Source organism: Paraburkholderia sp., from assembly GCF_036488795.1.
Taxonomy (GTDB): Bacteria; Pseudomonadota; Gammaproteobacteria; order Burkholderiales; family Burkholderiaceae; genus Paraburkholderia.
The window spans coordinates 1-15,059 of the sequence record NZ_DASXHA010000032.1 but is presented as its reverse complement, the minus strand read 5'-3'; the positions used below and the strand labels follow the sequence as shown (position 1 = coordinate 15,059).

Genomic DNA, 15,059 nt, shown 5'->3' with positions numbered 1-15,059 from the left:
TCGAACCCGTTGGCCGCAACACGGCGCCGGCGCTGACGCTGGCCGCGCTGCATGCGCGCGCCGACGGCAGCGATCCGGTGCTGGTGGCAATGCCTGCCGATCACGCCATTCCTGACGTCGCGGCGTTCGAGCGGGCAGTAGCGTTGGCTGCACGGCTTGCTGCGGCGTCGCAGATCGTGACGCTCGGTGTCGTGCCGACGCGTGCGGAAACAGGCTACGGCTACATCGAGACCGGCGCGCCGATCGATGTGGATGTGCCGGACGGTGCACGCGAGTTGCGGCAGTTCGTTGAAAAGCCCAGCCTCGAGCTGGCCGAAGCATTCGTTGCCGGCAAGCGGCACTGGTGGAATAGCGGCATCTTCGTAATGCGCGCATCAACGTGGCTTCACGCCATCGGCACATTGCGGCCCGACATTGCGCGCGCCTGTGAGGCTGCGTATGGCGGGATCGAGTCGGACGGCACCGTGTGGCGCATGTCGGCCGATGCGTTTGCCGCATGCCCGTCCGATTCGATCGATTACGCGGTCATGGAACGGCTCGCGCAGACCGGCATCGCAGGGGCGGTCGTGCCGCTCGATGCAGGCTGGTCGGACGTCGGGTCATGGGACGCGGTATGGGACGCCTTGTCTAAAGACGAATCGGGCAACGTAGTGCGGGGTGATGCATTGCTCGAGAACACCTCTGGGACGTATGTGCATTCGGAGGGGCGGCTGATTGCATGCGTCGGCGTCAAGGATCTGATTGTGGTTGAGACGGCAGACGCCGTGCTCGTTGCCGACAAGCGGCATGCCCAGGATGTCAAGACGGTCGTCGCACAGATTCGTCACGAGGCGCGCAGCGAGGCCGCCCATCATCGCAAGGTGAGCCGGCCATGGGGCTATTACGATTCGATCGAACGGGGCGAGCGTTTTCAGGTTAAGCGCATCGTCGTCGAACCGGGTGGTACGTTATCGCTGCAACTGCATTACCACCGGTCCGAACACTGGATCGTGGTGCGGGGCACCGCGCGGGTCACGAGGGGTGATGAAACGTTTCTGCTTGCTGAAAACGAGTCGACGTTCGTGCCGATCGGTGTGAAACACCGCCTCGAGAACATTGGGCGCATTTCGCTCGAAATGATCGAAGTACAGTGCGGCACGTATCTCGGCGAAGACGACATCGTACGATTCGATGATCACTATGGTCGTCACAGCGCCACGGAGACGAACGGCTAGGACCGCGACGGCAGACGCCTTCAAAATGAAACCGGCCCGCTACTGCGGTCAAACGCGGCAGCGAGCCAGTTCTACAGACGTCGGCGCCGAGAAGGCGGTGCTCAACAGCCGGATACCACCGGCACCTTCTGGCGTGCCCGCCTCAATCCATCACGGATGGTTGTACATCGCGTTCCAGTCGGCCTTCGACACTGCCGGGCGCCCGGCATCCGAAGCATTTGCTACGCCGCCCACACCCGTTGTGCCGTTACGTTCTGCCACCTTGGCTTCAGCAGCGAGGATATCGTCGGGATAGTGCGGATCGGCGCCGGCAGCGGGACGCCAGCCGGTCTGCTCGAGCTGGGCGAGCTCGGCTCGCACTTGCGCGCGGGTCACAGGCTGGTTCGATTGGGCGAACACCGCAACCGGAGCGGCAAGAGCGGCGGCAACGACGACAGCTTGAATAACGGACTTCATGATGGGCTTACCTCGATGGCTTGTTTTGTTACGAACACCCTTGTTCGTAACCAGTGACAGCAGTCTAGGTATGCGACGGCCTGAGATTAAGCCCGTTGTCAGGAAGTGATTGTTCTTGAATCTGGGTAAACCCTGATGCCGTGTCAGCTCGACGCCGCCGCCGCCGCTCTGCCACGCAACCAGTTCATCGCGGTAAACAGCAGGGTCGCGAACACGATCAGCACGGTCGCCACGGCAAGAATCGACGGATCGATCTGGTCGCGAATGCCGCTCCACATCTGGCGCGGCACCGTCCGCTGCTCGGGTCCGCCAATGAACAGGATGACGATCACCTCGTCGAACGACGTGGCGAACGCGAACACGCTGCCGGTCGCCACCGCAGGCGCGATCAACGGCAGCGTGACGCGCCGGAACGTGGTCCACGGCCGCGCGCCGAGACCGGCCGAGGCGCGCAGCAGGCTCTGATCGAACGACAGCAGCGAGGCCGTCACCGTGATCACGACAAATGGCGTGCCGAGCGCCGCATGCGCGAGCACCACGCCCGGATACGAGTTCACCAGGCCAAGCGGCGAGAAGATCAGGTAGAAACCGGCCGCGACCACGACGATGGGAATGATCATCGGCGAAATCAGCAGCGGCATGATGATCGAACGAAACGGGAATACCGGGCGGCTTAGCCCGAGCGCGGCGAGCGTCCCGAGGCTGGTCGCGATCAATGTCGCGACCACGCCAATGCCGATGCTGTTCGCAAACGCGAGCTGCCAGTCATGCGAGCCGAACGCCTGCCGGTACCAGCGCAGCGAGATGCCGTCCATCGGATACGAGAAAAACGAACCCGAGTTGAACGACAGCGGCACGATGGCGAGAATCGGCGCCACGAGAAACAGGAAGATCAACGCGCAATGCACGCGCAGTCCGGTGCTTGCGAGACGCTCGGATAGCGTTTGATGACGTTGGGCGGGCATGCGGGTCTCCTCGCTAGCCGAAGCGCAGCCGGTCGATGCCGACCAGCCGGTTGAAGACGAAATAGAACACGGCCGTGAAAATCACGAGGTAACACGACAGTGCGCCCGCGAGTCCCCAGTTCAACTGCTCGTTGGTCTGCGAAGCAATCAGCTGGCTGATCATCTCGTCGCCCGCGCCGCCGAGTAGCGCGGGTGTGATGTAGTAGCCGAGCGCGAGCACGAAGACGAGAAAGCAGCCTGCGCCGACACCCGGCAGCGTCTGCGGAATATAGACCCGCACGAACGCCGTGACCGGATGCGCGCCCAACGACTGTGCGGCGCGTACGTACACCGGCGAGACGCCCTTCATCACCGAATAGATCGCGAGGATCATGTACGGCAGCAGGATGTGCGTCATGCCGATCAGCACGCCGGTGCGGTTGAAAATCAGCGGCACCGGATGATGGATCAAGCCGAAGCGCAGCAGCGCCGTGTTGATGACGCCGCCCGGCTGCAGCAGCACGTACCACGCGGTCGTGCGCACCAGCAGCGAGGTCCAGAACGGCACGATCACGAACAGCATGAGCCGGTTGCCCTGTTTCGGCGGCAGCGTTGCGAGCAGATACGCGACCGGGTAGCCGAGCAGCAGGCACAACAGCGTGACCGTCGCGCTGATCTGGATGGTACGCACGAAGGCGGCACGATAGACCGCGCTGTCCGCGGCGACCGAGCTTACCGAGCCGTCCGGCGCGACCTGCGCATCGATCGCATTGAGCAGGTAGTCGGGCGTCGGCGAGGTAGCGGCGCGTTTCAGCAGCCGCCAGGTTTCGGTGTCGCCCCAACGCGGGTCCATCTCGAGGAGCGCCGGCTTCCATGCAGCGGGCGTTTGCGAGCGCGACTCGCGCGCCGTCTTCATCAAGAGGCTGCGGAATTCCGGCTGATAGAAATTCATGCGGCGTGCCAGGTTGCCGAGTTCGCCGGCTTCGGCCGATTGCCGCAAGCCCTGCGCGAGCGCGGCAAAGGCCGGCTCGCCGGGTACGCCGCTGCCGTCCCACGCCTGCAGCGTCGCCGTCAGTTGCGGCATGCTGCCGCGCACCTCGGGGTTCTGCACACTGCGTGCAAGCAGGCTGGCGATGGGCGCGATAAAGGTTGCGAGCAGGAACACGAGTAGCGGCAACGCCAGCAGCAGCGCCTGCACCGCAGACTTGCGGCGGGCGCGCTGCCAGGCGTGATGATCGCCGCCGCGCCCGGCGGTGCCGATCGTTGCCGTCGGTTGCAGTGGCAGGTTCATCGTCGCGCCGTTCTCGTTATTGCGTGAGCCAGACCTGGAAGCGCTTGCTGATCGCATCCGCGTTGTCGGCCCAGAATGCCGCGTCGATCTGCAGCGGACGCTTGAAGTTGGCCGGCGCGGTGGGCAGATCGCCCAGACGGGCCTTGTCGATCAGCGGAATCGCGTCCTTGCGCGGCGGCGCATAGGCGATGTACTTCGACAGGTCCGCATAGGCCTGCGGCGTGGAGGCGGAGACGATGAACTTCGCCGCTTCATCCGCATGCTTCGCGCCCATCGGAATCGCCCACCATTCGTAGTCGTACACCTGCGCATCCCAGACGACCTTGAACGGCTTGCCGTCCTTGTGCGTCGCATCGTCGATACGGCCGTTATAAGCTTGCGTCATGACCACCGCGCCGTCCGCGAGCAACTGCGGCGCCTGCGCACCGGCATCCCACCAGACGATGCTCGACTTGATGGTGTCGAGCTTCTTGAAGGCGCGGTCGACGCCCGTGGGCGTGCCGAGCACTTTATAGACGTCCTTGGGCGCCACGCCATCGGCGATCAGCGCCCATTCCATCGCCACCTTGGGCGACTTGCGCATGCCGCGCTTGCCGGGATACTTCTTCAGATCGAAGAAATCGTTGATGGTGGTGGGGGGCGTCTTCAGCTTCGTCGTGTCGTATGCATAGACGGTTGACCACACCATCGCCGAGACGGCGCAATCGCTGATCGAGCCCGGCAGAAAATCGCTGGTATTGCCGAGCTGCTTGCGGTCGAACTTCTGCAGCAGGCCTTCGTCGCACGCCGTGATGGCGTCGTTGGTTTCCAGGTCGATCAGGTCCCACGTGGGGTTCTTCGCCTGTTCCATCGCGGACAGCTTTGCGAGGCCGCCGTCATACGATTCCGTCGAAAAGCCGATGCCGGTCTTCGCGGTGAACGGCTCGAACCAGGCCTGTTTGGCAGCGGCCTCATAGGCGCCGCCAAAGGTGACCACGGACAGGGTGTCGGCAGCGTGCGCCGTCGACGACAGGGCTGCGAGGATCGTGACGGCGGCGACGGCGCTGAGCATGGCGCCGTGCGGGGTACGGGAGCGAGTAGCGTGCATTTTAGTTGACTCCTGCGATGAGTGGCGATGCGGACGATGAAGGCGAAAACTTCGTGCGGTCGTCGGCAGTGACGGCGACGCGCGGCGAAACGGCGGGCAATACCTTGCAGTCGTCGCGGCGCCACGTGACGGCCACGGTATGGCCGAGTTCGGGCAGATCGTGATGCTGCGTGTTCGGCACCTTCACGACGACGCTCTCACCGTGCGCCAGCTTCAGATGCACGCGATGGTGGTCACCGCAATAGACGAGTTCCTGCACGAGTGCATGGACGAGATTCGCATCGCCTGCGCCGCGCGGCGCATCGGCTGTCGCAGCGTCGGCCGTTGGCGTTGGTGTTGCCGTTGGCGTGCCGTTCGGCGCGAGGTGCGCGCGCTCGGGCCGCAATGCCAGCATCGCTTCACCGCCGGTGCGCAGTTCGGCGCCGGCACGGCCGCTGATGGTGCTGCCGTCGGCGAGCTGCAGCGTGGCCCACTCGCCGTCGCTCGCAACCACGCGGCCGGTCAAGCCATTGTTTTCGCCGACGAAGTTCGCCACGAACGCATTCGCAGCGTTTTCATAGAGTTCGGTCGGGGTCGCGGCCTGCTGGATGCGGCCGTCGGAAAACACGGCGACGCGGTCCGACATCGTCAGTGCTTCGTTCTGGTCATGCGTCACGTAGACGACCGTGAGCGACAGCTCGCGATGCAGCCGCATAATTTCGTATTGCATACTTTCGCGCAGACGCTTGTCGAGTGCCCCGAGTGGTTCGTCCATCAGCACCACGCTCGGTTCGAACACCAGTGCGCGCGCCAGCGCGACGCGCTGCTGCTGGCCGCCCGAAAGTTGCGCCGGCCGGCGCGCCGCGAGGTTGGGCAGTTCTACCATTTCGAGTGCCCGCGCGACGCGCGCCTTCTGTTCGCTACGACTGATCTTGCGCACCGACAGCGGAAACGCGACGTTCTGCGCGATCGTCATGTGGGGGAACAACGCGTAGTTCTGGAACACCATGCCGATATCGCGCTGATGCGGCGGCTTGTCGTCGAGCCGCTTGCCGTTCAGGCGGATCTCGCCACGGGTGGGCGACTCGAAGCCGGCCAGCATCATCAGCGTGGTGGTCTTGCCTGAGCCGGACGGCCCGAGCAGCGAGACGAATTCGCCGCGCGCGACGTCGAGATCGAGACCTTCGACGACGCTGTGCACCCCGTCATAGGACTTGCTGACGCCTGCGAATGAAATGAACGATTGGCTGGTCATGGTCGTGTGATCATCCGGTGCGCGGCTCGCGCGTGTCATGACGTGGCGGTTCGCCGCGCCAGATAGCGCGCGAAGTCGTAATTTGGCCGCTCGAGGTGGCTCAGGTTGCCGGGTTTCGCGAGCGGCGCATGCACGCCGCGAAACACCGCTTCGACACCGCGCTGGTCTTCCGCATTGACCTCGTCGAGCAGGGCTTTCAGCGTGGTCATGTACTCGGCCGCTTTAGGGTCGTCGATGAACTCGGGCGAGAGTCCACCGCCGAACTGGATATGCACCTGGCCCACGCCGCGCGGCTGCAGTACGAGATACCAGAAGTATCCTGGCGTGAGCGTCACGAGATGGGTCGGGTAAATCGCAAGGAGCGCCGTGGTGCGCCGCCAGTGTCCTTGCAGACGCGTGTTGTCGGGGTGGGCGTTGCCGATCGGTAGCGACGCTTCCTTGGTGATCCAGTGATAGTTGAAGGCCGCGCGCCCGGGAGGACACTCCATCTCTTCGAGCCTCGAATGGGGACCCACCGTGGCGCGATGCAGCATCGGCAAGTGGTAGCTCTCCATGAAGTTTTCCGCGAGGATCTTCCAGTTGGTGTCCCACACGTGCTCTTCGTAGAAGGTCTCGACATAGTCGGACATGCCGTATGGTTCGATCAGCCGCGAGAGTTCTTCGAGGTGGGTCGCAACGGGTGGCACATCGGGATCGAGCGTGACGTAAATCCAGCCCTGCCAGGTTTCGCAGCGAATCGACGGCAGGCGGTAGCTGTCCTTGCAGAAGCCGGCCTGGCGGTCCATCATCGGCGCGCCGGCGAGCGCGCCATCCAGCGTGTAGTTCCAGGCGTGATAGGGACACACGATACGTCTGACGTTGCCGCGTCCTTCGAGCAACACCGACATGCGATGCAGGCACACGTTCGACAGGCCGCGCAGGCCGCCGTGCTCATCGCGCAGAACCACGACCGGCTGGCCGTCGAGTTGCGCGCTCAGATAGTCGCCGGGGTTGCTGAGCGCGCTTTCGCGGCCCACGCAAAGCCATTCCTTGCGAAAGATCTCGCGTTGTTCGAGCCCGAGGAATGCCTCAGATGTATAGACTCGCGGCGGCATGGCGCGCGCGTCGTCGAACGGCCGCTCGCAGTTCGCCTGCAGCTCGCGGGCGATCTCGGGTCCAGCATCCGGCGACGTTGCAAGGGGAGCCATAGGGCCTCCGTTCGGCATTGCGTTGCGATGGACACCAATCTACCAAGTCAAATTGCCAGCCAAAATATTGTTTTTGGATGTAAAAGCCAGTTTATTCCTATGCAGGCGCCTGGGGCGCTTCAGCGGCCAGTCTGTTCAACCATTGCGATGCAGTTCGCGGATCTGCGTCTCGCAGAACTCCGCGAAGCGCTTCACTACCTGACGCGGTTTGAGTTCGCGTGACTGCGCGATGCCGAGTGTCGTCGCGTTCACCTCTTCCTTGAACTGCTTGATCACGAAGTCTGCACCGTCCACGGTCCGCAGCGATTTCAGCGGGAAGTTCAGGATGCTATAGCCCAGCCCGTTGGCGACCATGCCGCGCACCACTTCCGGCTGCGACGAACGGAACGCGGGCACGGGCCGCGTGCCGACCGCGTCGAACAGCGCCGCGAAGTATTCGCGGCTGTGCGGCAGGTCGAGCATCACATATGGTTCGTTGAGCAGATCGGTCAGCGACACCGCGCGTGCGCGGGCGAGGCGGTGCAGCTTGGGCAGGATCACGTAGGGCGGCAGCGAGACGAGCGGTGTGAAGGCGATTTCGTCGGTGAGGTCGAGGCTGTAGGTGAGCGCCAGATCGAGTGTGCCGTCGCGCAGGCCGCGCAGCAGGTCGTCCTGATGGGCTTCCTCGGTGCGGAAGTTGACGCCCGAGTAACTTGCAATGAAGCGGCTGATGAGCGCCGGCATTACGGGCGGCGCGAGCGAAATCATGCAGCCGAGCGCGATTGCACCCGACATGCCGCCGTCCATCTCGCGTGCGGCCGATTGCAGTTCTTCCGCATTCTTCAGCAGATTGCGCGCCTGGCCGAGCATGTCGCGGCCGGCCTGGGTCAGCGACAGGCCGCTCGCATGATGGCGAATGAACAGCTGCACCCCGAACGATGCCTCCAGATCGGCCAGCGCCGTCGAGATCGACGGCTGCGAGATATGCAGCTTCTTCGCCGCCGCGGTGAACGACAGCACTTCGGCGGTGACCACGAAGTACCGCAACTGCCGCAGCGAGTAGTGCAACTGGCTCACTTCCATCGCATGTCCCTCGACGTTTCATCTATCCCGATTGTGCGTCGACAGAAATCTTTTTGCATAGCTAAAAACGATGAATTGCATTTTTGAAATATGTTTTTCGGATGCGCAGGGCGGGCGTAGATTGCACTCATCGAATCCGGCGCGGCGTGCCTGCAGAGGCTGACGCGGACCGACCCGAATCAAGCGGCCATTCAGAAGGGAACAGCCATGACAGCTGAAACAACGTCAATCGATACGCTGGTGGTGGGCGCCGGCCAGGCCGGCGTGGCCATGAGCGAACATCTGGGCAGGCAAGGGGTGCCGCACCTCGTGCTGGAACGCAGCCGCATTGCCGAACGCTGGCGCACTGGACGTTGGGATTCACTGGTGGCCAACGGGCCGGCATGGCATGACCGCTTTCCCGGTCTGGAGTTCGACGATCTCGATCCAGATGCCTTTCCCGCGAAAGAACGGGTCGCCGAGTATTTCGAAGCCTATGCGAGGAAATTCAACGCGCCGATTCGCACCGGTGTGGAGGTGAAGAAAGTAGAGCGCCGCGCGGGACGCCCCGGTTTCATCGTGGAGACGTCGGAGGGTATCGTCGAGGCCAATCGTGTCGTGGTCGCCACCGGGGCGTTCCAGCGGCCCCTGATTCCGCCGATCGCGCCCAGGGACGAGCAACTCGTGCAGATTCACTCGGCCGCTTACCGTAACCCCGGCCAATTGCCCGAGGGCGCGGTGCTGGTGGTGGGCGCCGGTTCGTCAGGGGTGCAGATCGCCGATGAACTGCAGCGCTCCGGCAAGCAGGTGTACCTGTCGGTGGGGCCGCACGATCGTCCGCCACGATCCTATCGTCATCGCGATTACTGCTGGTGGCTGGGCGTGCTCGGCGAATGGGACAAGGAGGTCGCGACACCGGGCCGGGAGCACGTCACGATTGCGGTAAGCGGGGCGCGCGGCGGCCATACGGTCGACTTCCGGGCGCTTGCGAAACAGGGCATCACGCTTGTCGGTTTGACGAAATCGTTCGATCACGGCGTCGTCGCCTTCGAACCGGACCTCGCAGAGAATCTCGCTCGCGGTGACGAGAACTACCTGGCCGTGCTCGATGCCGCCGACGCATACATCGCCCGCAACGGACTGGACTTGCCGGAAGAACCTGAGGCCCGCAAGACGCTGCCGGATCCGGAATGCGTGACTCATCCCCTGCTTGAACTCGATCTCGGCGGGGCCGGGGTCACTTCGATCGTCTGGGCAACCGGCTATGCGGTCGACTACAGCTGGCTGCATGTCAACGCGTTCGCCGCAAATGGCAAACCGCAACATCAACGCGGCGTGTCGAGCGAACCCGGCGTCTATTTTCTAGGCCTGCCGTGGCTGTCGCGGCGTGGTTCGAGCTTCATCTGGGGCGTTTGGCACGATGCGATGCACATTGCAGACCATATCGCCACGCAGCGCGGCTATCTGTCGTATCTCGATGCGTCGCAGCGTCGAAACGACAACGGTCAGAAGGCGGGAGCCGATGGCGCATGCCCTGCTGCGCAACCGCTCGCCAGGCTTCTCGATTGACAAGGCAGGGGAGTGCCACGGCGCCACGCATGCGTCGCGGACTTTCTCTTCGCCCGGCTAGCTCGATTTTCTTTACTACGATCAAGGCGCATGATGACGCAACCTACGCACACCCGTATCCGCATGTTCAACACCAAGGATACGTATCCCAACCAGTCGCTCGATAACGACCTCTGCCAGGCCGTGCGAGCGGGCAACACGGTTTATGTGCGCGGACAGGTGGGCACGGATTTCGACGGTAACCTGATCGGGCTCGGCGATCCGCAGGCACAGGCCGAGCAGGCGATGAAAAACATCAAGCAACTGCTCGACGAGGCAGGCAGCGACCTGTCGCATATCGTCAAGACTACTACCTACCTGACTGATCCACGCTATCGCGAGCCGGTGTATCGCGAAGTCGGCAAATGGCTGAAGGGGGTCTTTCCCATTTCCACGGGGCTCGTGGTGAGCGCGCTGGGCCAGCCGCAATGGTTGATGGAGATCGACGTGATCGCGGTGATTCCGGATAACTGGAAGCCGAATCAGGATTGAGCCTCAAGGATCGAAGATCAAGGAGCGGTACATGACATTCTCGGTTGTCGGACGCTGCCCGGAAACTGGCCAGCTTGGGATCGCCATCAGTTCATCCAGTATTGCGGTGGGTGCGCGCTGCCCGTGGGTGCGCGCCGGGGTGGGCGCGGTGGCGACCCAGAATGTCACGCTGCCTGCGCTCGGGCCACGGGTGCTCGACTTCCTCGAAGAGCGCCAGCTTGAGCCGGCTACGGCTCTCCAGGGGGCGCTCGCTACGGACGGATGGAACCCGTATCGACAGGTGACGGTGATCGATGCTCAGGGCCGTACGGCATTTTTCACCGGTGCGGAAGCGCTGGGCGTGCATCGCGCGGTGGCGGGCGAGCAGTGCGTGGCCGCCGGCAACATGCTGGCGGGTGCGCAGGTGATCGACGCCATGGTTGAGGCGTTCGAGAAAACGCCTGGCCTGCTGGCCGGACGCCTGTTGGCCTCGATGCACGCCGCGATCGCGGCCGGTGGCGAAGCGGGACCGGTGCACTCGGCGGCGCTCAGGGTGGTGGGCGACGTGATCTGGCCGATCGTCGACCTGAGGGTCGACTGGGCGGACGTCGACCCCATTGGACAACTGGACGCGCTGTGGCAAGCGTATCGGCCGCAAATGCAGGATTACCTGACGCGCGCGTTGAATCCGACTGCGGCGCCCAGTTACGGGGTGCCGGGGGATCAGTGAAGGTGCGACCCGCGAATGCATCAGAAGGCTGAGGTCATGCGCGGATCGTTGCTGGATCGGTCGTTTGTTTGCGCTTCGGGACGGACTCTAATCCCGACCGCGACTCATCACGTCAGCCAATCCCGTTCACCCATAACACCGCATGGTCTCCAGATGCGTTGGTTATCGAACGGTGCCACCGCTCACTCTCGACTAAAGTTGCACAGGCCAATTGGCAGCGAGGTTCGAACAATCGGCTCGCTTCAATCAATCCGGTGGTTCGCGTCAGAGCGAATACCGACGAATCGAAAGGACCATCATGGCGCGGCATGCTCAACGCCGTCCGCATTTTTTTTCCGACATCAGGCTCGCGGCATTTGCCTTTTTCATGGGCTTCTTCCTGTGAATGTCGAGCGGTCGTATGGGAAGCTTCGATGCAGGCCAGCAATTATCTGCAGCAACGTTGCTTGTCACCAAACACGCACTAGGAAGCGCTAAACCGCCTTCCACTGCGCTTTGGGCTCCCGGGCCGAATGGTCTGTACTACGAGCCTCACGATCTCGGCGCAATCGTGCTGATGTTGCCCGTCGCATGGATTGGCGCGAAGCTGGATCATGCGTCCGAAGCCGAGATGTTCTTCCATCCGCCCTTGATCGCCAGAGTAGGGGTGTCGCTCACCTACGCGATGGCATGCGCGATGGGATGCGCGTTTCTGTTCCTGTTGTTCGCCGATATCTATTCGTCGCAGCAAGCATTCCTGATTGCCTTCGCATTCGCGGCAGGTACCTATTTTTTGCCCTACGCTAAAGCCACTTGGGACGTAGCGCCGTGCGCCGCGGCGATGTGCGGATTCCTCTATTACATTCATCTCACCCTGCGCAACGATGCCGGGCTGCGCCCGTTCTTGCTCGCCGGTTGCTGGCTTGGCATTGCATGTACATTTCGATATTCGATGGCGCCTCCAATGGTCTTGGGGCTCGCGCTGCTTGCCTGGCGAACGCGCGCATCATTGCGCAGCTACATCGCAATGGTAATCGCGTTTGTGGTTTGTCTTGTGCCCACCCACCTGTACAACACGGTGCGCACCGGTTCGTTCCTTCGTCCGGCAACCATGAGCGACTATTACATGAAGGGTCTGAATTCAATGAACGGCGATATGCTGAGTGGCCTCTATGGACTTTTGCTCGGCCCCAATCGCGGCTTGATCATTTTTTCACCCATTGTGCTCACAGTTTTGTTGGTGCCATGGGTGTGGCGACGGCTGCATGAACGCCAACGGGCGCTGATTTTTTCGATGCTACTGGCCGCGGCCGTGTACACGCTTGCCATTTCGAAAATGGGGCGTTGGGGCGCATTCGGGTGGGGTGCGCGATATCTGCTTCCGTGTTTGCCGGTACTGTTTCTGGTCGTTGGCCCCTGTCTCGTCTGGATCTCGGAGAGGTCGCGGATCGCTGCGTCCGTGATCATCGTGGCAGCCGTCGCCTTCAATGTTGCACCCGCGACGACCAACTGGCACGTGATTGTCTCCGAGTATCCCGGAGCCGATCAGCAGGACGCCCGGTCGCCGTATGAGCTGGAGGGCGTCTGGCAAGGATTATGGAAAGGCGTGCGTAGTGAGCCGTTGATCTTCAGCGAATCCAACGTTGAGTTTGCCATGCAGGATGACGGGCGCCGCTTCCCCGACTTCTGGACGGCTAGACTCATGGAGCGCTCGCTAGTGGGATGCCTTGCCGGACTGGGCATTGTCGCGGTCCTATTGGCGATGATGGCGGCGAGCTTGCTGAGGATCCTCGCGTCCGAGCGCGTAAGTGCCGGGATTCACCGCAATCCATTCACGTCTGCGGGTTGAGCGTGAGCCTGATCCCGTTGACTAACCGATATCGCTTGAAGCGGACTTGCCTTTGAGTGACGCCACGTCACGTGAGACCGGATCCCAGTCAATTCGCCCCTCGGTCCAGATTCCACATAGACGGCGGTGCCACCTGCCGAAAGCACCGTCCTCCGCTCAGAGACCCTACGTGGACATCCTGGCAAGCAGATTGCGGATCCGCGCACCTTCGTCGATGACCAGAATCATCACACAGTAGCGATGCTGCCGTCCCGCCCAGTATGGCACCTGATACGCGGGACTCCCCGGCCAGAACGGTCAGTTTGTGAAAGCAGCCAGCGGGTCGCTGAGCGATGAAAGATTTGCGCGGCGGCGTCATGGCCATTTTCACGACGACTTTTGCCGAAGTGTTGGAAGCAACGCCTAAGATCAGGATGAGCCATTTCATAGATTGGCTCTCGCCTGATTGCTGCGGTAGTGTTGGATCGCAGACGACAACGCACGAGCCACCGAGGCATGATGCGGCTCACCGACGGTCGCAAGCATTTCAACGGTGACGACATGATCGGGAAGATACGTTTGCAACGCGACGAAGATTTCATCGTGCGGGCAAGTACCATCACCCAGCGGCAGCAGTTGCGGTTCGCTCGCATGCACATGCCCGATCAGATGCGCAAACTGCGGCAGCACGGCGTCGACCGCTTCGCCGTTGATCGCCATCGCGCCGGTATCGAGCTGCATCTTGACGGCGGGGCGATCGACATCGGCGGTCACCGCTGCGGTTTCGGCACTGGTCGTCATGAAGTTGGCACCATACGCAGCCGGATTGGGCTTGAGGCAGATCGTCACGCCGAGCGAACTCGCGATGTCGCCCAGGCGTCGGAAAAAGGCGCAGGCAATATCGTGGACTTCGTCATCGGAAAGTCGCACGCGGTCGCGGTTGCGTGGTGAACCGAATACCAGCCGCCGCGCGCCGAGGCCCGCCCCGACGCGGCACACCGCAGCCAGATACTGAAGCATCTCCTCGCGCATCTGCGGGGGGCCGAACAGATTCAGACCGGGGGTGCCGAACAGCAACGACTGCATGCCGGTAATTTCGATGCCGCGATCGGACCACCACTCGCTGACGCGGCTGATAGCGTCGTCCGATGCTTCGGTGAGGTGAGGGAAATATTTCGTCGGTGCGACATCGATGGCATCGATGTCGAACCGTTTGAGCAGGCGAGCGATCTCCGCGTCTTCCGCGACATCCCACGCAATGTTCGAGATCGAGAGCCTCATGCTTGGACTCCCGAATTCGCCGTCGCGGGCAGATGGCGGTAGCTCATCGCGGACTGCTCACGCACGACGAATACGACCGACAAAAACACCGGAAAGAACGGCATTCGGCTACCTCTCGAACGTGGCTTCGTCAAGTGCGGCGAATTGTTTAAGCTGTAGGCGAAAAGCGCCCCTCGATGCGTTGATCCTACGGAAGCGTCCGGTTCCGGGCCGTGCGCGAGCGAACATTCCATGCCAGATAGGTCAGTATCGGAAAAGCTGGCTTGCCCGACGCCGCGAACCGGGTCGGTGCGGCGATTCGCCGGCGGCGGCCACCCGACCGGGGGTGATTCAGGCGGACGGCAGGACGTGCTCGCGGAACATTTCCCGCAGCTTGAGTTTGTGCAGCTTGCCCGTAGCGGTATGCGGCAATTCGTCGACGAAGACGACGTCATCCGGGATCCACCACTTTGCGACCTTGCCCGCGAAGAATGCGAGCAATTCAGCGCGCGTCAGTTCGGCATCCTTGCGTCTGACGACGACGAGCAGCGGCCGCTGGCACCACCTGGGATGCGCGCAGGCAATGCAGGCCGCTTCGGCGACCGCGGGATGGGCGATCGCCACGTTCTCCAGATCGATCGAACTGATCCACTCGCCTCCCGACTTGATGAGGTCCTTGCTGCGGTCGGTGATGCGCATGAAACCGTCGCGGTCGATGGTGGCCACGTC

The 15,059-nt window shown here is 62.6% G+C and carries 14 protein-coding genes; 5 read left to right on the top strand and 9 right to left on the bottom strand.

Annotation, left to right across the window (positions count from 1 at the left end):
* Positions 1–1,214: mannose-1-phosphate guanylyltransferase/mannose-6-phosphate isomerase (locus VGH41_RS04075; RefSeq protein WP_331596056.1), on the top strand; the 1,214-nt coding region annotated here is incomplete at its 5' end.
* 150 nt (positions 1,215–1,364) lie between these two features.
* On the opposite strand, the gene VGH41_RS04070 is transcribed toward VGH41_RS04075, so the two are convergent.
* The 7 genes from VGH41_RS04070 to VGH41_RS04040 form a co-directional block, all read right to left on the bottom strand.
* Positions 1,365–1,670, bottom strand: a complete 306-nt coding sequence (locus VGH41_RS04070) for a DUF4148 domain-containing protein (RefSeq protein ID WP_331596055.1) — start codon at positions 1,668–1,670, stop codon at positions 1,365–1,367.
* Between the two features lie 143 nt (positions 1,671–1,813).
* On the bottom strand, positions 1,814–2,635 hold the full coding sequence (locus VGH41_RS04065) for an ABC transporter permease (protein WP_331596054.1): 822 nt from the start codon (positions 2,633–2,635) through the stop codon (positions 1,814–1,816).
* 13 nt (positions 2,636–2,648) lie between these two features.
* Positions 2,649–3,905, bottom strand: a complete 1,257-nt coding sequence (locus VGH41_RS04060; protein WP_331596053.1) for an ABC transporter permease — start codon at positions 3,903–3,905, stop codon at positions 2,649–2,651.
* Positions 3,906–3,921: 16 nt separating this feature from the next.
* The gene (locus VGH41_RS04055) at positions 3,922–4,956 is read right to left on the bottom strand and encodes an ABC transporter substrate-binding protein (RefSeq protein WP_331596058.1); all 1,035 of its coding nucleotides are present in this window, start codon (positions 4,954–4,956) and stop codon (positions 3,922–3,924) included.
* A 37-nt stretch (positions 4,957–4,993) separates the two neighbouring features.
* Positions 4,994–6,226: an ABC transporter ATP-binding protein gene (locus tag VGH41_RS04050; RefSeq protein ID WP_331596052.1), complete on the bottom strand. Its 1,233-nt coding sequence runs from the start codon at positions 6,224–6,226 to the stop codon at positions 4,994–4,996.
* Between the two features lie 35 nt (positions 6,227–6,261).
* Entirely contained in the window at positions 6,262–7,413 is a 1,152-nt protein-coding gene (locus VGH41_RS04045) for an aromatic ring-hydroxylating oxygenase subunit alpha (RefSeq protein ID WP_331596051.1), read from the bottom strand.
* A 135-nt stretch (positions 7,414–7,548) separates the two neighbouring features.
* Positions 7,549–8,475, bottom strand: coding sequence for a LysR family transcriptional regulator (locus VGH41_RS04040; protein WP_331596050.1), 927 nt, complete (start codon positions 8,473–8,475; stop codon positions 7,549–7,551).
* Between the two features lie 207 nt (positions 8,476–8,682).
* On the opposite strand from VGH41_RS04040, the gene VGH41_RS04035 reads away from it, so the two are divergent.
* The 4 genes from VGH41_RS04035 (at position 8,683) to VGH41_RS04020 (ending at position 13,091) form a co-directional block, all read left to right on the top strand.
* On the top strand, positions 8,683–10,023 hold the full coding sequence (locus VGH41_RS04035) for an NAD(P)/FAD-dependent oxidoreductase (RefSeq protein WP_331596049.1): 1,341 nt from the start codon (positions 8,683–8,685) through the stop codon (positions 10,021–10,023).
* A 93-nt stretch (positions 10,024–10,116) separates the two neighbouring features.
* Positions 10,117–10,554 (top strand): RidA family protein, encoded by a 438-nt coding sequence (locus VGH41_RS04030; RefSeq protein ID WP_331596057.1) that lies wholly within the window; start codon positions 10,117–10,119, stop codon positions 10,552–10,554.
* 31 nt (positions 10,555–10,585) lie between these two features.
* Positions 10,586–11,263, top strand: coding sequence for a DUF1028 domain-containing protein (locus tag VGH41_RS04025; protein WP_331596048.1), 678 nt, complete (start codon positions 10,586–10,588; stop codon positions 11,261–11,263).
* A 400-nt stretch (positions 11,264–11,663) separates the two neighbouring features.
* Entirely contained in the window at positions 11,664–13,091 is a 1,428-nt protein-coding gene (locus tag VGH41_RS04020) for a hypothetical protein (protein WP_331596047.1), read from the top strand.
* A gap of 423 nt (positions 13,092–13,514) precedes the next feature.
* On the opposite strand, the gene VGH41_RS04015 is transcribed toward VGH41_RS04020, so the two are convergent.
* Together VGH41_RS04015 and VGH41_RS04010 are read right to left on the bottom strand one after the other, a co-directional pair.
* Positions 13,515–14,351 carry a sugar phosphate isomerase/epimerase gene (locus tag VGH41_RS04015; RefSeq protein ID WP_331596046.1) on the bottom strand — a complete coding sequence of 279 codons (837 nt, stop codon included), beginning with the start codon at positions 14,349–14,351 and terminating at the stop codon, positions 13,515–13,517.
* A gap of 330 nt (positions 14,352–14,681) precedes the next feature.
* Positions 14,682–15,059 (bottom strand): AMP-binding enzyme (locus VGH41_RS04010; protein WP_414696602.1); only part of this gene is annotated, 378 nt, incomplete at its 5' end.